This is a genomic window from Bacillus sp. TL12, from assembly GCF_022625245.1.
Classification (GTDB): domain Bacteria; phylum Bacillota; class Bacilli; order Bacillales; family Bacillaceae_G; genus Bacillus_A.
The window spans coordinates 125,124-144,072 of record NZ_JAJJBY010000011.1 but is presented as its reverse complement, the minus strand read 5'-3'; the positions used below and the strand labels follow the sequence as shown (position 1 = coordinate 144,072).

The following is an 18,949-nucleotide window of genomic DNA, read 5'->3' as shown; positions in this document are numbered from 1 at the left end:
CCTCCATTGAAGTCGTAATTATTAGTACTTTCCATTCTATTTTCTTCTTTATACATTGTCAATAAAGAAACCTTACAATTCGTATCTAAATTCGTAACCTTACCGGTTTTTAGAATGTATCCCACTAGTACGTTTTGCTTTCTCTCCCTTATACTTTCTCCAACCGACGTATGTTAATGTGAAGAAAATAAGTCCACCTGTAATTGTCATAAACCATATGAGAGAAGAATCCACTTCATCTTTTTTTGCTGTTTGAAATATTTTTTGTAAATCCCCTTTTATAATTCCTAATTGCGTTTGCCCACTTTTATTTTTTAACATGACATTACGAAATTCATCCAAATACGATAGATGAGCATTTACACGCTGTGATTGATTTTCTGGCAACGCAATCATTAAACTTGGATAAATCACACCAAATTCATGTAGAAATGTATTTAGCGATTGTTGGAAACGTTCGTCATCTTCTATTCGAAGTGCTTTCTCTACTTTAGCAAAAGCCCCCATAACCCGTCCTTCTCTTTCTATCCAAAGCGGTTGATACTTAGACACTTCCGCATCCACCACCAGTTGTAATGCCAATACATCATCTATTTTTATTTGACGATCTACACTTTCTTCCCCAAGTGATTGTTGCGCTTTGTCATACGCTAAAGAAATTACCCGAAAATGTATAGGTGTTAGCTCATTCTCTTTTTCATTCTCTCGTAATACAAATTGCTCTGAGAAATGCTGTAATACTTGCGTTGCTTTCTCATATTCTTCTTGTTTTACAAGTTGTAAGGAATCATCTAATAGCCCCGTCAACTCATCCCATTTTTCAGCGTATATACGTACTGGAAGCAATATAATCAGAAATGCTATCATTCCAATTAAGACTCTCTTCATTCCGGTCCCCCCTATAACTACTAGTACAAAATATGTTTAGGTGGACAAGAATAGAACAGAACAAAGCTGAAAAATATTTTATCCCACTATTTTAGGACAGTAAGATTCCCACCACACAATTCTGCAAAAACAAAGAAGTTAGGCGGGAGATGAACTGTCCGTAAAAGCCCGATTCGTGAGGGCTAATAATCAGTGGGAGATAAATGAAACCCCACTTAAAGGCTTTCTTTATGAACTAAGATGGTTCATTGAAGCTCTTCCCTTTTTTCGTAAATAACGATACATAAAATAACAAACAGCGCTACCGCATAAAATACATAACAAAATGGCACATGCTGCATGCATGAAAAATTGTTCTGGCAACATGAGAATAACAGGATCCTTTTCGCTATCAAATTGCCAATAATCATTACTAAAAAGAAGTTTATGAAATAGAACAAAACTCTTTTCAAAATTAATTATAATAGGTAAAACAAGTGCAATCGGAAATATAATAGTCAAAATTGCGCCATGTAATAAAAATCTTACTTTTCGTTTACGTAATAAATACCACCCGCCCAGTAAAGCAATCATGAGCGCCATACACATTCCATATTGAATGTTCACTAAAATATTTTTCACATCAACAAAATGAATCCTTCCATTTGTTGACATATCTAATGTTGGAAACTGTAATGCCCCTTGGTAAAAAGGAGAGAGATACGTAATTAGTGCATCATAATTTTTCTTAATTTCTAACTCTGTCATATTAGCCAAATCTGGTATATTTAAAAAGTTTATATCTGCATAATATAACCATTTTCCGTATACAACAATTGTAGTTGCAAGTGCAAAAATAAAAAATGCTATACAATATGCAACAATGGAATTTATAAAACTATCTAGCACTCTTATCCCTAGCTTATTTTCCTTCATTTATTTTCCCCGATTCTTTATTTAAATTCATGGCGAAAACTGCTTTCGATTCCTTCTCAAACAACAATAATATGTAATAGCTAGCACAACAATACTTAGCCAAAATGTAAAATAACCGATTTGTTCTACGAACAAATGCATGATACCATATCTTGGCATTTGCCAAAACAAATAATCAATTACATCATTATGTAACGTCCATATACTCACCACAATAAAATGCCATTTTTTTATACGATAAAACGGAGCATACAGTAAACCTTGCACAGCCATTGCAAAATGAGAAAGCACCAACATATACCCAATAAACCCAAGGTCTCCCTTAACCATAAACATAATACCATTTACAACAACAGCCCATATACCATATTTCATTAAGGAAACGATTGCAAAAGCTTCTATTAATCCCCAATTTTTATTGTATAAAAAGGCCAGTAACACAAAAACAAAAAAGAAACTTGCAATCGGACTATCAGGAACAAATGGCCAAAATATGACTGAAGTTTCCATCAGTTGATCTCCATACCAAATAAATCCATATATTGTTCCTAAAATGTTAGTAATAAGCAAACATAATAAAACGGAACGTTGCCTTAATACAGCATACAAATAAGCCAATCTATCTGTACAACACCTTTCAACTATAGTAGTTCTTTATTACATCAAAATGTACTTATATATTATACCAAACTTTTTCTTCTAAATAGAAAAGCTGGCTACAAAAATTGTAGTCAGCTCTCTCTTATTTTTTATTATATTTCGCAATGAACTCTGAAAGTTTTTTTAGCTCTTCATCCGTGCCTTTAAATACCCCTTTAGGCATTGCACCTTTTCCATCTTTCGCAATCTTTGCAATTTCCTCTGGTTTTAACGTTAAATTTTGTAGTGCCGGCGCTGCAGCACCACCTTGTAAGTTATCACCGTGACATGTTAAACACGTATTTTTTTGCAAATGTTTATAACCTTCTTCATTTTTATCAACTTGAACCGTTTTAACAATCGCACCTTGCTTTTTTGCAGCTTCCCAGTCGTGATGCGCCACAGATTCCCATGTTAAAAAGATGATAGAAGCAATTGCTAGAAGCATAAATCCAGTTGCAACTGGACGTTTCAATGGACGTCTTTCAGGACCTCGATCGAGAAATGGTGCCAATAACAATGCTCCAAATGCAATCCCTGGCATAATAAACGCGCCAATTACAGTAAACGGACCTGATGCATATGAGTATTTTAACAATTGATATAAAAATAAGAAGTACCAGTCTGGAAGTGGTATATATCCTGCATCTGTAGGATCCGCCATTCTCTCAAGTGGTGACGGGTGCGCCACCGTTAAACATAAATAACCGATTAAAAAAACCGCACCAACCATCCATTCTTTCAATAAGAAGTTCGGCCAAAACGCTTCTGTTTTCCCTGGGTATTCAGAATAATCTTTCGGGATATTCGGTTTACGTGCAACAGGTACTCGTGAATCTCCCACAAACTTCATCCCTTTGCCGCGATGCATAATCTCCCTCCTTCAATTCAGTTTTTCTCCTATTCTTTTAAATTAGCAATCTCTTATAGCGGACCAGAAATACCTTGTTTGCGAATCATGATGAAGTGGAAGGCCATTAAGCCTAGAAGTGCTGCTGGTAAGAAGAAGACGTGAATAGCAAAGAAGCGAGTTAATGTTTGAGCCCCGACAATTTCGGAATGACCAGCAAGTAATGTTTTAATATAAGGGCCGATAAGCGGTGTTTGTTCCGCAATTTGAATCCCTACTTTTGTTGCAAATAATGCTTTCATATCCCATGGTAATAAATATCCGGTAAAACCAAGACCTAGCATAACAAAGAAAATAAGAACACCGACAATCCAGTTTAATTCACGAGGTTTCTTATATGCACCTTGGAAGAAAACCCTAAGTGTATGTAAAAACATCATTACAATTACAAGGCTGGCACCCCAATGATGCATGCCGCGAACAATTTGCCCATATGCAACTTCATTTTGTAAATAATAAACGGATTCCCAAGCATTTTTAATATCAGGCACATAATACATTGTTAAAAACATACCTGATAAAATTTGAATCACAGTGACAAAGAATGTTAGCCCTCCAAAGCAATAGACAAATGCTGAAAAGTGATGCGCTGGGTTTACATGCTCTGGCACTTCATGGTCTGCAATATCACGCCATATTGGTGTAATATCCAGCCTCTCGTCCACCCAATCATAAATTTTATTTAGCATCTATTTCGCACCCCCTTGTGGCTTTGCTTTACCTAGATAAAGCGTTCCATCCTTTACTTTTGCTTCATACAAATCAAGCGGTGCGAGCGGTGGAGTCCCCTTCACATTCACACCATCTTTCGTATAACGCCCCGCGTGACAAGGACAAAAAAATTGATTTGGATGACTCTTGTCCGAATTCCAGTTTACCGTACATCCTAAATGTTTACACACCGGAGATAATGCTACAATGTCGCCGCTTTCATTTTTATACACCCACGCTGATTTTGGTTCTTCTGACTTATACCAACCATCAACTTGTTTCACTTTAAAGTCGAAGCGTTTTGGTTCTGCTGAAATCTCTTTCACTTGTGCAACAGCAACCATATCTCCCCCTGCTTCTTTCCTTAAAACTGGATCAAGTGCAAAACGTGTCATCGGCATTAAAATTCCAGCTGCCATAAAACCTCCTACACCTGTAAGCGTGTAGTTCAAAAATTGTCTTCTTGACACACGATGTTCTTTCTCGCTCACGAAAATTTCCCCCCTCTATCAGAAATTGTCCCCTCGTGACAAAACAGTATAAAAATAAAAACTAGGACACTATCATGATATAATACCCACATGCGCAGGTCAATATCATACTACTCATAATCATAAGAACTATCTGCTTATTTTTTATTTTCCCACTTTTCTGTCAATAAAACCATTATATTTTTTACATGCGCATGAATTACTTCTCTTTTTGCTTGATCGCTAAATTCTTCTAGTGATAAAGCAGGTAACCAAAATAAATGACCTGACAATGCAGTTTCAGCCTCTTTCCATGAAAAGTCACTTGTAACATAAGCAATATGTTTTAATCCTTGCTCTTGTAAGTGATTTGTCCAATCTTGTAGACGCCTTAGCTCCCCCTTTTGTTGTTCAAGTAAATAAGTAAACGGAGGTAGTAGGAACACCCTTCCTTTATATTCTCTTTCTAACTCCCTACTTAAAGTTTCAATAAATTCCCCTTGTTCTACAATACTCTTCATTTCTTTTGTTACTGAAATAGAAAGAAGGGGTATAATACCAGTATCCACATACTCTCTAGCTTGTTCAAATTGTTCTGCATCTTTTACAACCCATTTCACCATAATTCCCCCCTTTACCTAGTATTCCCTTTTAAATGACAGAACTTTCACTTTATATCTATTAAACCATACTAAAACAGGTAAAAAAAGAAAAACTACCCAATATAGGTAGTTTTTCTTTAAATGGTCGGAAAATTGTCAAAATTAACATTCCTTATAAACTTTTCAATTCCTCTGTTAACTTACAAAAAGCTTCCTTATCCTGCTTGTCGAGCGCTTCATCAATTTGTTTTAAAAGTCGATCTCTTCGAAATGAAAATACACTCTCTTCTAAAAATCGTTCTGCAAGTAAACGATCTTTTTCATTTACTTCAATATGCTTTGGTAAGTATGGATTTTCTTCTAATACCGCTACATAATTTGCATTTTGAAACGATGATTTAAAATTAAGTTGAATATAAATATCCTCATCCCGATTTAAACGAATGTCATGAAACGATTTTTCTGCATCCGTCGTCATAACATTTTGTTTAAAGAAGTGAAACGGTGTATCTTTCACGCAATTCGCTGACATCACTAAGCCACGCGGGCAATATTTTGCATGTTCTACGAAGTGGACTTTGTGCATTAATTGGTCATGACTCATTAAATAATTCAAAATCCATACACATTCACGCTGTTTCAGTTGATAATTGTTTAAAAACCATTTTACGAAATCCTTCTTCTCGTTTACAGAAACAGGGGTATTCATAGCGCTTAGTCCCTCCTCTGTCTTTCTTTTTTCTTATTTTTTAAATTCAAGAAGCAGCATTCACTTTCCTTCCAACTTATGAAAAATCCTCTAAATTATATAACAATTCTTCGATGTGAATTTGTGTCGGGTCCAGTTGTAATAAGCGTGTAAATACTTCTTTCGCTTCTTTTCGTAACCCTTCTTCTAATAAGAAATAGCCGTACTCTTCCAAGAAATCTGGATGATTCTTAAAAGAAGTATATGCACTCTCATAGTGTTTTAATGCATCAGAATACATTTCTAATTGTTTTTTAGCAAATGCCAAATCCCAAAGTAATTGTGTATCTTGCTCTCCACTGTCCATTGCATTTTCTACAACAGCGATTAACTCTTCATATTTTTCTTGTTCTTTTAAGATATATGCATATTTTAATATCGCACCTAAATGTCCCGGGTCAAGCTGCAATGCTTTTTGAAGCAATTCTTCAGCTTCTCCTAATTTCCCTATCTTCGCTGCAATATTTGCAAGTTCTACATAAAGTGGCACGGATAACTCATCAATTTTAATGCCTTCATGAAGTGTTTCATAGCTTTCTTGAAGCATTCCTTCTTTTTCATAGCATTTAGCTAAATACATATATAGCGATGCATATTCTGGATCTAATTCTTTTAATTCTTGCCAAGCTCCAATCGACCTTTGATACTCTTCACCTTGATAAAGTGTAAATGCATAGCCAAATAAAGAATGAATATCTTTCTGTTCTTCTAATCCTTCTTCATAATATGTAATTGCTTCTTCCCAGTTTCCAATTGCACTTAGCGTTTCAGCTAGGCGTAGGGCAATCACAACACCACCCATTACTTTGTGCTCAGAAAGTAATGACTGATAATAAGCAATCGCTTTTTGCTCTTCACCTTTACTGCTATAAAGTTCCGCTAGTCCAAAAGTAATAACAGGCTCTTCTGGCATCATTTCTTTTGCTTTTAATAGTTTTTGTTCTGCAACATCATCGAAGCCCTGCATTTGGAATAGATCCGCCACAAGTAATAAAGATTGGACATATAGTTCATCATCTTCAGGGATATCATGGAGTACTTCGATTGCCTCATCTTCTTTATCTAAATCAATATATAATTCCGCTAAAAATATGGTAAACTCGCTTTCTTCGGGATATAACAACCGTAAATCTTCTGTAATCGCTAGCGCCTCATCAATAAATCCAAGCGTATGGTAGTAACGAGCAATATCATATTTCTCTTCGTCCGTCCCTTGTTTTACCAATTCTTTTAATTGTTCTAACCCTTTTTCTGCTTCGCCGTTTTCAATGTAAGAAATAGCCTGTTCAAACTTTTGCATAAATGTCTCCTTTAACTCTTATAATATTCTCTTCTGTTCATTAATCATAAACAACAGTCGTCATGTAAGCAACTAAAAGGATGCAGAAAAGAATCTTTCCAAACTGAAAAGATTCTTTTACTTCACAGAGATTCTAACTGTTCAAAAAAATTCGGATAGGATACAGCGACTGCATCACCATTTTCAATTTGTATGTATATATCTTTATTGTACTTCTTTTTTTCTTCATCGTGCAAATATGTTTAATCTAAAAGAAAACGACTCCTATCAATAGGAGCCGCTATCATCTTTAAGAATATGTCTCTTCTTTCTTTACAAGTTCCGTAAGTAATTCAATAATCTCAGCATTTTCTTCTTTTAAACCAACTGTAATACGAATACCGTCAGGCAAGCCAAACGCAGCGCCTGAACGAACAATATACCCTTTTCGCATTAATCTTTCAAATGCTTCGTTACCAGGAATTCCGAGCTTTAAGAAGATGAAATTTGTTTGTGATGGATAATAGAAAACGCCGTACTCCTCACAGAATGTATAATATTGATTTAATCCTTCGGCATTTTGCTTCACACACTCTTGTAAAAACGCCTGATCCTCTATTGCAACTGAAGCTACAGCTTGCGCAATAGTCGACGTATTAAATGGTAGTCTTGCTACTTCTAATTGCTGTATAAGTTTTTCATTCCCTACAGCATAACCAATACGAAAAGCAGCTAAACCATATGCTTTTGAAAATGTACGTAGCACCATAAGGTTTTCATACTCTTCAAGAAGCGGTAATGTTTGCGGATAATCTTCTGCTCCTGCATATTCATAGTATGCTTCATCCATAATGACAAGCGTTGACTTCGGAACTGCCTCTAAAAATGAAAGTAATTTTTGTTTTTCTACATATGTTCCTGTTGGATTATTTGGATTACAAATCCATACAATTTGTGTTTTCTCATCAATTTTCTCAAGCATCGCATCCAAGTCGTGAACACCATCCTTAAGTGGCACTTCACGAACCTCTGCTCCTTCAATCACAGCGTGGTGGCAGTATTGTGAAAATGTTGGGTTCGCCATTACAATATTTGTACCTTTATGTAATAAAGCACGGCTAATCATTTGAATGACTTCATCTAATCCACTACCAAACAAAAGTTGTTCTGCTTTCACATGAAGGTGCGCAACTACTTTTTCACGAAGTTCAAAAGCTGCTCCATCTGGATATAAAGCATATTGCGTACCTAAGGAAGCTAAAGCCTCCGTTACACGTTTTGAACAACCAAATGGGTTTTCATTAGATGCTAATTTCACAATTTTAGATAATCCATATTCTCTTTTTACTTCTTCAATGTTTTTGCCAGGTACATATGCTTTCAAAGTTAACAATTGCTCTTTTACTCTCATTTTGATTCCCCCTGTCATTCTATTAGATCAGGCCGAAGTATAGTTGCCTTTTCTACATACACATGCTTTACTTCATACTGTACTTTTTTGTCATGACTGTCATCATTACACGAATACATTTCTGCAAAACATTCGGTACTTCTATTTCTTTCACGAATATCACCGGTACATATGTAAATCCTTCTAAACGTCCTAATGCCACTGCAGGAAAACTAGCATTAAGGTCGTAGAAATTAAAACCGACACGATATCAGTAGGGAAGACTTCATTTTCATTTACGATTTCGTTTGCTAAATGCTCTGTTGCAGTTAATATCTCTTCGGATTTATTATGTTCAACTGTAATCGCGCCCGCGTATTACGCGAATCAAATAGATACCTCCTCATTTTGAAATGTTTCCAATGCAGTGTGAACAGCCTCATCTGAAATAGATACGACATTCACTACCCCATATTCCTGCATAAGTACCATACGAATTATTCCTGCGTTCGCTTTTTTATCTTGCTTCATCACTTGTACAAGACGTTCTGTATTTAGATTTCTTGGCATATGTGGATAACCATACTGAGAAAACCAACGCTTCATTTCTTTATAGCCAAGGTCCACCTTATAAATTTGCTCACTTAAAAATATGGCAAATAACATACCAATTGCAACCCCATCGCCATGTGTGATATTGCCATACCCCATCTCTTTTTCGAGTGCATGCCCTAATGTATGCCCAAAGTTCAAATGAGCACGCACTCCTTTTTCCGTTTCATCTTGAGCTACAATATTCGCCTTTACAGGAATCGCTCTCTTTAAAATATAAATTAACTTTTCATCTCTTATATCTTCCAATGTCTTCACTTCACGCTTTAACCAATGATATAATTCCACATCACCAATCAAAGCATGTTTAATTGCTTCAGCAAATCCTGAACGCCATTCTTTTTCCGGTAACGAATTTAAAAACGGCGTATGATACAGCACTGCTTCTGGCTGATGAAACGCTCCAATCATATTTTTTCCTAATGGATGATTAATGGCAACTTTTCCACCAACTGCACTATCATGCGCTAGTAACGTTGTTGGAACTTGAATGAAGCGAATACCACGCATAAATGTCGCCGCAATAAAACCAGCTAAATCACCGATCATTCCTCCTCCAAGTGCAACAACTAGAGAATGTCGATCCATCCCATTTTCAAGCGCTGAAGTATGAGCCACATAAAAATTTTCAAATGATTTTTCTTTTTCTCCACTTGGAACAATAAATGAAAAAACATGTTTTTCTACTTGCAATGTATTCATAACTTTTTCTAAATGAAATGATGCGACAGATTCATCAGAAATAATCATTATATTAGAAACAGCTGGCTTCATATTTCGAACAAGCGTTGTCAAATGTGCCAACGCATCTTTTCCTACATATACATCATACTCTTTAGACTGCGCCTGAATATGTATTTTTTCCATTAAAATCCCCTCGCATATTCATTATGTTTCTTTATATTTTCACGAATACTATCTATACGATCTGCTCCAAATTGTTCTACTAGAGCTACCGCTAGCTCCCACGCAACGACTGCTTCTGCCACAACGCTAGCTGCCGGTACAGCACAACTATCAGAACGTTCTATGCTCGCTGAAAAAGATTCTTTCGTATCAATATCAACGCTTTGAAGGGGTTTATACAGGGTTGGAATTGGTTTCATGACGCCTCGAACGACAACCGGCATTCCTGTTGTCATACCACCTTCTAATCCGCCCGCGTGATTTGTTCTTCTTGTATATCCATCTTCTTTATCCCAAAGAATTTCATCATGCACTTGACTCCCTGGTTTATGTGCTGCTTCAAATCCAATACCAATTTCTACACCTTTAAAAGCATTAATGCCCATTACTGCGGCTGCTAATTTCGCATCAAGCTTTCGATCATAATGGACATAACTTCCTACCCCAATCGGCATTCCTTCTACAATTACTTCCACAATACCACCTATAGAATCTCCACTTGTTTTTGCATCATCAATTGCCTGCATCATTTTTTTCCCTGCTTCTTCATCTAAGCAACGAACAGGAGACGCTTCCGTAATTTCTTGTAATCGTTCTATCGAGTCATATGCAAGCTTTTCTGTCTGCACACCACCAATTTCAATTACATGCCCTGCAACCTTTACACCTAACTCTGCTAAAAGTTTTTTCGCAACAGCGCCTGCTGCAACTCGAACTGTTGTTTCACGTGCTGAAGAGCGTTCAAGTACATTTCTCATATCACGGTGTCCGTATTTAATGGCACCATTTAAATCAGCATGACCAGGTCTTGGTCTTGTAATTTGTCTTTTCATCTCTTTTGCTTCTTGTTCAGTCAAAGGATTTACTCCCATAATCTTTGTCCAATGGGTAAAATCTCGATTTTCTACAACGAGCGCAATTGGAGACCCGAGTGTATATCCATGTCTAACACCACTGACAATCTGCACTTGATCTTTTTCAATTTGCATGCGTCTTCCGCGGCCGTATCCTTTTTGTCTTCTCGCTAACTCTTCATTTATATCATCCGCCACTAGAGATAAACCTGCCGGAATTCCTTCTAAAATCGTTGTAAGTTGCGGACCATGAGACTCACCAGCTGTAATATATCTCATCGGTTATTCCTCTTTTCTTGTATTTATTTCATTTGTTCTAGCAATACTACAACACCATACTAAAAACGAAAATAGCAGGGCAGAACACATACTATTCGCTTAAACATAAATTTTTATCCTGTTAATACATAAAGTAAAGTTTCTATTAATTAAGAAACTTTACTTTATGTATCAATATATCATACCAAGCTTACCTTCGTAACTATTTGAAACTAAAAAAGTGCAAGAGGAAGTCATTATCCCCTTGCACTTTTCACTATTATCACAGTGATTAAAGCGTTTACAAATTATTTCAAAATAATTAGTAAATCCATTGATTCATTAATTTTGAGTAATCTACTAACTCTTCTTCTTTGAAGAAAATACCAATCTCACGTTCTGCACTTTCTAGAGAATCAGAACCATGGATAATATTTTTCGCAACTGTTACACCAAAATCGCCACGAATTGTACCCGGTGCCGCTTCATGAGGTCTTGTTTTACCCATCATATTACGAGCAGTATCTACTACACCTTCACCTTGCCATACCATAGCAAAAACAGGACCAGATGTAATGAAATCTACTAATTCACCAAAAAAAGGTTTTTCTGTGTGCTCAGCGTAATGTTGTCCTGCAATTTCTGGAGTCACTTGCATTAATTTCGCACCAACTAATTGAAAGCCCTTTTTCTCAAAGCGAGCCACAATCTCCCCAATGAAGGCACGTTGTACGCCGTCTGGTTTTACCATTAGAAATGTTTTTTCCATAAAAAATCTCTCCACTTCTGAATTATGTATGTAATTGTATATCCCCACACACATATTAACACCGTTATCACAATTGTGCAATAGTTTTGAAATAGAGAGATTATTTTATTTGTAAAAGAAATGCATTAAAATTTTCGTTTTCCAATATACTTTGCAATATTTTGCAATGCATATTTTGCTTGCCCACGTGGCAATGGTTTTATTACCTCTAATGCTTTATGTAAATAACGTTCACTAAACGCAAAAGCTTGGTCAATTGCTGGGCTATTTTTAATCGCATGAATAATTTCATTCATTTCACTTGCCGTTGTATTTTCATGAACTGCTACAATTTTCTCTCGAAGTTTTGGATCCTCCATAGCATACAGCGCTGGCAATGTAACATTCCCCTGCAATAAATCTCCACCTGCAGGCTTTCCAAGCTTTTCTTCTGTTGACACAAAATCTAAAATATCATCAATGATTTGATAAGACATGCCAACAAAATAGCCATACCAAAACAAACGATTCACCGTATCACGATTCGCTCCCGAAGCAATAGCACCTAACTGACAACTTGCTGCAATTAATAGTGCTGTTTTCCTCTTTATTCTTCGTAAATATGTTCTTAAATTTTGGTTGTAATTATATTTATCCTTAATTTGTTCAATTTCGCCTTTACAAACTTCCAAAATTGTATACGATAAAGCTTGATGTGCTTCTGGAACTTCCAAATTAGTAATACACTCAAGAGACTTTGCAAACAAATAATCTCCTGTATACATCGCAATTCGGTCTCCCCATTTCGCATTAACCGTTGGGCTACTACGTCGCAATAGCGCCGCATCAATTACGTCATCATGAACAAGAGAAGCCATATGAATAAGTTCTAGTGCAACTGCCACATGCTTAATTGCATCTAACTTATAGTCCCCGAACTTCCCTGCAAGCAACACAAAAACAGGACGAATCCGTTTCCCACCAGCTTCAATAAGCTGCAATGCCGCATCTTCTATTAGTTGTTGCTCTGAGGCAACAACCTTCTTCAATTCTTTTTCTATCACATTAATATCCGATCGTAAAAAAGAGTACATAAGTTGTAACTTCATATTGTTCACCTTAACCTAAAACGTCTTTTTTCTATTTTGAGTCGGGTTTAAACCCTAAATGCATAGCTGCTACTCCAAAAGTAAATGGTTTCACTTGTACACGCTCAAGCCCAGCGGACTCAAACATACTCGCTAATTCTTTCATCCCTGGGAATGTGCTAGCAGACTCCTGAAGCCATGAATATTCCTTATAACTTTTCGCGAACATTTTCCCAAATAATGGCATGATATATTTAAAATATAAAACGTATCCCTGACGAAAACCAATCATCGTTGGTTGGGACGTTTCTAAACAAATTACTTTTCCACCCGGTTTTACCACACGAGTCATTTCTTTTAATACGTGCATATAATCTGGAACGTTACGCAATCCAAAACCAATTGTTACATAATCAAATGTATTATCTTCAAACGGTAGTTCCATTGCATTCCCGTGCATAAGTTCTACATGTTTTAACCCTAAAGCTTTTACTTTTTCTTTTCCGACAGATAGCATATTTTCACTAAAGTCTAATCCATATACTTTTCCAGTCGTTCCTACTGCATCCGCAAGTGCAATTGTCCAATCAGCAGTTCCACAACACACATCTAACGCCTTACTTCCAGGCTGTACATCCATAATTCGCATTGTTTCTTTCCGCCATGCTTTATGTCTTTGAAAACTTATAACCGAATTCATTACATCATATTTATCAGAGATTTTCTCAAATACATCATGTACTCTTTCTTCTTTTGATTGCTGCATGCTCTTACCCTTCTTCCAATATAAAATTGCTTATGTTTTCAATTTACCTTTTAAAGTAGAAACTACATCCCCAATTTCTTTATGCTTTTGTAGAAATGCACGTTCTTGTTTGTCCACTTCTTCCAACCATTCTTTATATACGGTTTCCACGTTTCTGTCATCATCATTTGATAGAGTCGCTTGAACCGCTTGAAAAACAGGTGCATTTTGTCTTTCAGCATGCAATTGATACTCTTTTTGAAGACGATCTCTCCCTAATACATACGCTATAAACGGCTTCCAATATGATACATGAAAATGATCACATGTTTTCTGCAAAAGTGCGGATTCAATCGTCATCATACTTTCAATGACTTCATCAACTGTTTGATACGCCTTCTGATACAACATAATTTTATGTTCATTAATTTCTTTAATTCCTTCAGCGAGCGCACGAATCAGTATAATATCACAATTCATTGAAAGCAAATAATAATACAACCCACTATAATAGTCACCTGCAAGGACTGTAAGTTGACGCCGCTTATGAAATCCGCTCGTTTCTTTATCTGCTTTGTTTGACACTTTTTCATGTGTATCAAGAGCAATCTGCACAAGCATAATCGTTACTACATAATGATCAATTTGTTCTTTATGTAAATTTGCACTTTTTAAAGCAGCATATAAAAGTACTACTTTTTCTTCATCAATAAATGGTTCTTCAATATAGTTTATAAAATAAGGATGGCGCAGTTTTGCTAGCAACTGCTCCCTTATATCCGCATACCCTCCGTAGATGTCACACACAAAAAATCACCCTTGTTTTCTAATTCATAAAACCTATTATAACACATACATTCTATTTTCTATAACCAAAACTTAGGGAATCAAAACAAACTACAATTTAGATTTCTATTCATATAATATGCATAAAAAACAAAAAACCACTCATCCATAAGTTCATGGACAACCGAAAACTATATGTAACCCTTTATAAAATGATATAAATAAAAAAGAAAAGCAGTTTCCCGCTTTCCTTTACTTCGCCTTAATAAAAGACAAAATTTCACTACGTGCCGCTGCGTCATTTTCTAATACACCGCGTACTGCTGTAGTTACCGTTTTTGCACCAGGCTTCTTCACTCCGCGCATTGTCATGCACATATGCTCCGCTTCAACAACTACCATCACACCATGTGGTTCCAGTACTTCCATAATAGAATCCGCTACTGTTGAAGTAATACGTTCTTGAAGTTGTGGACGGCGTGCAATTGTATCTACAGTACGAGCTAATTTACTTAAACCCGTTACTTTCCCACCACGTGGAATGTATGCAACATGAGCAACTCCGTAAAACGGAACAAGATGGTGCTCACACATCGAATAAAATGGAATATCTTTTACTAATACAAGCTCCTCGTGATCTTCCCCGAACACTTTATGCAAATGTTCCTTTGGATCTTCATGCATACCTGAAAATACTTCTGCATACATTTTTGCAACACGCTTCGGCGTATCAAGTACTCCTTCACGATTTGGATCGTCTCCAATTGCTTCTAGAATAAGACGCACTGCTTGCTCGATTTGTTCTAAGTTAACTTTTGCCATCCGCTTAACCCTCCCGAAAAACCTAAAAGTGATACGAACACATTCTAGCATATTTATGATTTTAAAAGCAAAAAGAAGAGTTCCCCAAAAAAGGAAACTCTTCTTCCCTGTTAATATGTAAGGATTATTTAACCGCATCTTTTAACGCTTTACCAGGTTTGAATGCAGGTACTTTACTTGCAGCGATTTCAATTTCCTCACCAGTTTGTGGGTTACGTCCTTTACGAGCCGCACGCTCACGAACTTCGAAGTTACCGAATCCGATCAATTGTACTTTATCACCTTGTTTTAAAGCTTCTAAGATAGAATCAAAAACAGCGTCAACTGCTTTTGTTGCGTCCTTTTTAGAAAGGGAACTTGCTTCTGCAACAGCATTGATTAAATCTGTCTTGTTCATGCCATTCACCTCCTTCCAAAGATAAGACTGTATAATGATCATAAAATGAGTCTTACTTTCATTTGTAGGCAATTTTTACAAATTCTATACTACAAAGATGTAGATAAATCATTATCAACGCCTATATTATACGATTCTCCTGTATAATTCAATATTTTTAAAGAAATTGTTACTACGAAAATGTGAAAAAACGATGAAACTTGACAATATGCTACAAAGTGTTAGATAATGGCTATTTATTTGCTAGCTACTCCCCTATAAAGCGAAACTCCCATCACAAACCGCGCACTCTCCACCTGTCCTCCTCCTTTGCGGTAGGTATCTTATCCGAGATAAAAAAAACAAAAGCCCCCTGCAATCAGGGAGCTTTTGCTTATAAAATAATGGCAATCAATCCGCCAGATCCTTCGTTAATAATTCTTTCGAGCGTTTCTTTTAATTTATAACGTGCATTTTCAGGCATTAAAGACAATTTTGCTTGAATCCCTTCTCGAACAATTGAACTCAGCGAGCGTCCAAAGATATCAGAATTCCATATAGAAAGCGGATCATCCTCAAAATCTTGCATTAAGTAACGGACAAGCTCTTCACTTTGCTTTTCAGTACCAATAATCGGCTCAAAAGTAGATTCAACATCGACTTTAATCATATGAATCGACGGTGCAACGGCCTTTAATTTCACGCCAAATCGTGATCCATGGCGAATAATTTCCGGCTCATCTAGGCTCATGTCAGCTAATGCAGGTGCAGCCACACCATACCCTGTTTGTTTGACCATCCTTAAAGCATCTGAAACTTGATCATACTCCGTTTTCGCATGAGAAAAATCAAGCATCAACTTCAACAAATGATCTTTCCCTCTAATTTCTACCCCTACAACTTCTTTTAATATTTGATCGTACAACTCATCAGGTGCATATAAGTCAATCTCTGCAACACCTTGCCCCATATCGATTCCAGCTAGACTTGCCCGATCAATAAACTCATATTGACTAAACTGCCAGACAACACGGTCTACATCGCGAAGCCGTTTTATATCTTTAACTGTCTCTTGAACAGCTTCTTGATAACTTTGACGTAACCAATGCCCTTCATTTAATACCATAACCCAGCTTGGTAGATTTACATTCACTTCCAAAACAGGGAATTCAAATAATGCTTCGCGAAGTACATTGTAAACATCTGTTTCCCTTAAACTCTCCACACTCATTGCCAATACAGGAATATCATGCTCTTCTGATAAACTTTGGCGTAACTTTTCTGTATCTGGATGATATGGCTGTACAGTATTAATAATCATGATAAATGGTTTACCTACTTCTTTTAACTCATTGATCACACGTTCTTCTGCTTCTATATAATCCCGTCTTGGAATTTCTCCAATCGTTCCATCAGTTGTAATGACAACCCCAATAGTAGAATGTTCTTGAATTACTTTACGCGTTCCAATTTCAGCAGCCTCATGAAACGGGATAGGCTCTTCATACCAAGGTGTATTGATCATTCTTGGGCCATTCTCATCTTCATACCCTTTCGCTCCAGGAACCGTATAACCTACACAATCTACCAATCGAATATTTACTTCAAGACCGTCATCAACCTGGATGGAAACCGCTTGGTTTGGAACAAATTTTGGTTCTGTTGTCATAATCGTACGTCCAGCGGCACTTTGAGGTAATTCATCTTGTGCTCTTTGACGATCTGAATCATTTTCGATATTCGGAATAACAACAAGTTCCATAAATTTTTTAATAAACGTTGATTTCCCTGTTCGAACAGCTCCTACAACCCCTAAATAAATATCACCGCCCGTGCGTTCAGCAATATCTTTAAAAATATCGACCTTTTCCAAGTGATTCCCTCCCTCAAAATTTTTGGGAATAATACAAGTTTGTATTTACATACAATAGCCTTCATTGATGTTTCTTATCATATAAAATATTCTAGAAGTGCGGACAATATATCATATGATTTTGTCCTAAATTCATATGACTATTTAAAAGGAACTTTTTTGTTTTCATCATAAGTTGTATTACATGAAAAAACCTTTCTTCTAGAACTTATTCGCTAAAAGAAAGGTTCATGACTTATCATTTAAAAAAAATTGGTTCTCCGTTTTTTACTGTATACGGTAAAGAGTATGCAGGCACAAATGGCGTATCTTTTAAAAGTATACTCCGAATATCTTCCCCCTCTTTCATTTTTTCTCCATTTTTTTGTAACATTTCATATAAATCCATTCGATAATCAACAAAAATCTCTCCTTTTTCATTGATTACAAGCGGTAATCCTCTTCCAGAATACGGACTTGTCACTTGCGGCACATCTTTATATCCCATTTTTTTAAAATCTAGTTCATAAACACCGTCTGCAATAACCTTTTTAAAAGGAGGATATTGATGATCATCACGATACATTTGTAACTTCAACTGGACATCTCGTATTTGTTCCGCCATTCTGACATCAAGTAACTTTACCGTTGGATTTGTTTCTACATCTACTAATACATATTGATACACTCCACCACTCTCATATGCATTTCCAGGTGCTTCTTGTATATAACGTGGTGCAATTTTTTGAAAATCAATGGGGTACTTTTGATAAATTGGTGTATTCATATCAAGCGTTTTAATCGGTAATAAGCCCGCATTTTGTTCCTTATATGTATTGACTGCCTTTTGAACAGCTTGCAACTGATCTTCATAAGGGACAGCATTTTGTTTCATATTTTCTCTAGGATACATACATCCTGATAAAAGGCTTATACAACAAAATATTAAAATAATATAGGGTTTTTTCACAGACAATCCATCCTTTATTTTCTCAATCCCATCCATTACAACTCGTTTACACATCTCCGCCTATCTCCTCACATTCTATCCGAAAATAAAGCGTGCTGATCATTCATTCTTATTGTTCAACCGGTCCACTAAACACTACAAGGAAAATAACAATCCCAGATACAATCATAAGTGTATAGGCAATACCTGCTGTAATCCCTTTCAAAATTTTATTCTTCATTTTATGTCTACTTAATAAAATAAAAACTACCGCAATAAACATAAATCCCATAGCTCCTAAAGAAAACCACATTTTTATCAGTCCTTCAGACATAGGCACACTCCTTAATTATTAATCTGTTTTTATATTATTTTAACAAATTAAAAATTTTAAACAAATA

21 protein-coding genes and 1 pseudogene are annotated in these 18,949 nt (G+C 36.1%); all 22 read right to left on the bottom strand.

Going from position 1 to position 18,949, the window contains the following annotated elements; all coding sequences use genetic code 11:
- Nucleotides 1-99: 99 nt before the first annotated feature.
- The 22 genes and pseudogenes from ypjB to LOK41_RS13025 all read right to left on the bottom strand — a co-directional run bounded on the left by ypjB (nt 100) and on the right by LOK41_RS13025 (nt 18,882).
- Complete coding sequence (ypjB, locus tag LOK41_RS13130; protein WP_241816897.1) at nt 100-888, bottom strand: sporulation protein YpjB; 789 nt, start codon at nt 886-888, stop codon at nt 100-102.
- 228 nt (nt 889-1,116) lie between these two features.
- Complete coding sequence (gene lit, locus LOK41_RS13125; RefSeq protein ID WP_241816896.1) at nt 1,117-1,803, bottom strand: lipoprotein intramolecular transacylase Lit; 687 nt, start codon at nt 1,801-1,803, stop codon at nt 1,117-1,119.
- A 27-nt stretch (nt 1,804-1,830) separates the two neighbouring features.
- Nucleotides 1,831-2,421 carry a lipoprotein heptaprenylglyceryl N-acetyltransferase LhaT gene (gene lhaT / locus LOK41_RS13120; RefSeq protein WP_241816895.1) on the bottom strand — a complete coding sequence of 197 codons (591 nt, stop codon included), beginning with the start codon at nt 2,419-2,421 and terminating at the stop codon, nt 1,831-1,833.
- A gap of 124 nt (nt 2,422-2,545) precedes the next feature.
- Nucleotides 2,546-3,313 carry a menaquinol-cytochrome c reductase cytochrome b/c subunit gene (gene qcrC / locus LOK41_RS13115; protein WP_241816894.1) on the bottom strand — a complete coding sequence of 256 codons (768 nt, stop codon included), beginning with the start codon at nt 3,311-3,313 and terminating at the stop codon, nt 2,546-2,548.
- Between the two features lie 53 nt (nt 3,314-3,366).
- A complete protein-coding gene (gene qcrB / locus LOK41_RS13110) occupies nt 3,367-4,041 on the bottom strand; it encodes a menaquinol-cytochrome c reductase cytochrome b subunit (RefSeq protein WP_000932700.1) in 675 nt (224 codons plus the stop codon).
- Nucleotides 4,042-4,554 carry a QcrA and Rieske domain-containing protein gene (locus tag LOK41_RS13105; protein ID WP_174099635.1) on the bottom strand — a complete coding sequence of 171 codons (513 nt, stop codon included), beginning with the start codon at nt 4,552-4,554 and terminating at the stop codon, nt 4,042-4,044.
- A gap of 137 nt (nt 4,555-4,691) precedes the next feature.
- Nucleotides 4,692-5,156 carry a YpiF family protein gene (locus LOK41_RS13100; protein ID WP_241816893.1) on the bottom strand — a complete coding sequence of 155 codons (465 nt, stop codon included), beginning with the start codon at nt 5,154-5,156 and terminating at the stop codon, nt 4,692-4,694.
- Nucleotides 5,157-5,307: 151 nt separating this feature from the next.
- Nucleotides 5,308-5,844 carry a ReoY family proteolytic degradation factor gene (locus LOK41_RS13095; RefSeq protein ID WP_174099633.1) on the bottom strand — a complete coding sequence of 179 codons (537 nt, stop codon included), beginning with the start codon at nt 5,842-5,844 and terminating at the stop codon, nt 5,308-5,310.
- A gap of 76 nt (nt 5,845-5,920) precedes the next feature.
- Nucleotides 5,921-7,183, bottom strand: coding sequence for a tetratricopeptide repeat protein (locus tag LOK41_RS13090; RefSeq protein ID WP_241816892.1), 1,263 nt, complete (start codon nt 7,181-7,183; stop codon nt 5,921-5,923).
- A 289-nt stretch (nt 7,184-7,472) separates the two neighbouring features.
- Complete coding sequence (gene hisC, locus LOK41_RS13085; protein WP_241816891.1) at nt 7,473-8,573, bottom strand: histidinol-phosphate transaminase; 1,101 nt, start codon at nt 8,571-8,573, stop codon at nt 7,473-7,475.
- Nucleotides 8,574-8,640: 67 nt separating this feature from the next.
- Nucleotides 8,641-8,888 (bottom strand): annotated as a pseudogene (locus tag LOK41_RS13080) (chorismate mutase).
- Nucleotides 8,889-8,939: 51 nt separating this feature from the next.
- A complete protein-coding gene (gene aroB, locus LOK41_RS13075) occupies nt 8,940-10,031 on the bottom strand; it encodes a 3-dehydroquinate synthase (protein WP_241816889.1) in 1,092 nt (363 codons plus the stop codon).
- On the bottom strand, nt 10,031-11,203 hold the full coding sequence (gene aroC / locus LOK41_RS13070) for a chorismate synthase (protein ID WP_241816888.1): 1,173 nt from the start codon (nt 11,201-11,203) through the stop codon (nt 10,031-10,033). Before aroC ends, aroB begins: the two co-directional genes overlap by 1 nt.
- Before the next feature lie 301 nt (nt 11,204-11,504).
- The gene (ndk, locus tag LOK41_RS13065; protein ID WP_174099628.1) at nt 11,505-11,951 is read right to left on the bottom strand and encodes a nucleoside-diphosphate kinase; all 447 of its coding nucleotides are present in this window, start codon (nt 11,949-11,951) and stop codon (nt 11,505-11,507) included.
- Between the two features lie 125 nt (nt 11,952-12,076).
- Nucleotides 12,077-13,039: a heptaprenyl diphosphate synthase component II gene (gene hepT / locus LOK41_RS13060; protein WP_241816887.1), complete on the bottom strand. Its 963-nt coding sequence runs from the start codon at nt 13,037-13,039 to the stop codon at nt 12,077-12,079.
- A 31-nt stretch (nt 13,040-13,070) separates the two neighbouring features.
- Nucleotides 13,071-13,784: a demethylmenaquinone methyltransferase gene (locus tag LOK41_RS13055; RefSeq protein ID WP_241816886.1), complete on the bottom strand. Its 714-nt coding sequence runs from the start codon at nt 13,782-13,784 to the stop codon at nt 13,071-13,073.
- Between the two features lie 30 nt (nt 13,785-13,814).
- Nucleotides 13,815-14,570, bottom strand: a complete 756-nt coding sequence (locus LOK41_RS13050) for a heptaprenyl diphosphate synthase component 1 (RefSeq protein ID WP_241816884.1) — start codon at nt 14,568-14,570, stop codon at nt 13,815-13,817.
- Between the two features lie 231 nt (nt 14,571-14,801).
- Nucleotides 14,802-15,371, bottom strand: coding sequence for a GTP cyclohydrolase I FolE (gene folE / locus LOK41_RS13045; protein ID WP_017152519.1), 570 nt, complete (start codon nt 15,369-15,371; stop codon nt 14,802-14,804).
- Nucleotides 15,372-15,495: 124 nt separating this feature from the next.
- A complete protein-coding gene (locus LOK41_RS13040) occupies nt 15,496-15,768 on the bottom strand; it encodes an HU family DNA-binding protein (protein WP_001043860.1) in 273 nt (90 codons plus the stop codon).
- A gap of 373 nt (nt 15,769-16,141) precedes the next feature.
- The gene (gene spoIVA, locus LOK41_RS13035; RefSeq protein ID WP_174099624.1) at nt 16,142-17,620 is read right to left on the bottom strand and encodes a stage IV sporulation protein A; all 1,479 of its coding nucleotides are present in this window, start codon (nt 17,618-17,620) and stop codon (nt 16,142-16,144) included.
- A gap of 238 nt (nt 17,621-17,858) precedes the next feature.
- Nucleotides 17,859-18,569 (bottom strand): hypothetical protein, encoded by a 711-nt coding sequence (locus tag LOK41_RS13030; RefSeq protein ID WP_241816918.1) that lies wholly within the window; start codon nt 18,567-18,569, stop codon nt 17,859-17,861.
- Nucleotides 18,570-18,678: 109 nt separating this feature from the next.
- On the bottom strand, nt 18,679-18,882 hold the full coding sequence (locus tag LOK41_RS13025; protein WP_174099623.1) for a DUF2768 domain-containing protein: 204 nt from the start codon (nt 18,880-18,882) through the stop codon (nt 18,679-18,681).
- Nucleotides 18,883-18,949: the final 67 nt, after the last annotated feature.

What these genes read in the sequence shown, in the direction of transcription:
- ypjB (WP_241816897.1), bottom strand. Translation starts at nt 888, where the DNA reads ATGAAGAGAGTCTTAATTGGAATGATAGCATTTCTGATTATATTGCTT.
- lit (WP_241816896.1), bottom strand. Translation starts at nt 1,803, where the DNA reads ATGAAGGAAAATAAGCTAGGGATAAGAGTGCTAGATAGTTTTATAAAT.
- qcrC (WP_241816894.1), bottom strand. Translation starts at nt 3,313, where the DNA reads ATGCATCGCGGCAAAGGGATGAAGTTTGTGGGAGATTCACGAGTACCT.
- qcrB (WP_000932700.1), bottom strand. Translation starts at nt 4,041, where the DNA reads ATGCTAAATAAAATTTATGATTGGGTGGACGAGAGGCTGGATATTACA.
- LOK41_RS13100 (WP_241816893.1), bottom strand. Translation starts at nt 5,156, where the DNA reads ATGGTGAAATGGGTTGTAAAAGATGCAGAACAATTTGAACAAGCTAGA.
- LOK41_RS13095 (WP_174099633.1), bottom strand. Translation starts at nt 5,844, where the DNA reads ATGAATACCCCTGTTTCTGTAAACGAGAAGAAGGATTTCGTAAAATGG.
- LOK41_RS13090 (WP_241816892.1), bottom strand. Translation starts at nt 7,183, where the DNA reads ATGCAAAAGTTTGAACAGGCTATTTCTTACATTGAAAACGGCGAAGCA.
- hisC (WP_241816891.1), bottom strand. Translation starts at nt 8,573, where the DNA reads ATGAGAGTAAAAGAGCAATTGTTAACTTTGAAAGCATATGTACCTGGC.
- aroB (WP_241816889.1), bottom strand. Translation starts at nt 10,031, where the DNA reads ATGGAAAAAATACATATTCAGGCGCAGTCTAAAGAGTATGATGTATAT.
- aroC (WP_241816888.1), bottom strand. Translation starts at nt 11,203, where the DNA reads ATGAGATATATTACAGCTGGTGAGTCTCATGGTCCGCAACTTACAACG.
- ndk (WP_174099628.1), bottom strand. Translation starts at nt 11,951, where the DNA reads ATGGAAAAAACATTTCTAATGGTAAAACCAGACGGCGTACAACGTGCC.
- hepT (WP_241816887.1), bottom strand. Translation starts at nt 13,039, where the DNA reads ATGAAGTTACAACTTATGTACTCTTTTTTACGATCGGATATTAATGTG.
- LOK41_RS13055 (WP_241816886.1), bottom strand. Translation starts at nt 13,784, where the DNA reads ATGCAGCAATCAAAAGAAGAAAGAGTACATGATGTATTTGAGAAAATC.
- folE (WP_017152519.1), bottom strand. Translation starts at nt 15,371, where the DNA reads ATGGCAAAAGTTAACTTAGAACAAATCGAGCAAGCAGTGCGTCTTATT.
- LOK41_RS13040 (WP_001043860.1), bottom strand. Translation starts at nt 15,768, where the DNA reads ATGAACAAGACAGATTTAATCAATGCTGTTGCAGAAGCAAGTTCCCTT.
- LOK41_RS13025 (WP_174099623.1), bottom strand. Translation starts at nt 18,882, where the DNA reads ATGTCTGAAGGACTGATAAAAATGTGGTTTTCTTTAGGAGCTATGGGA.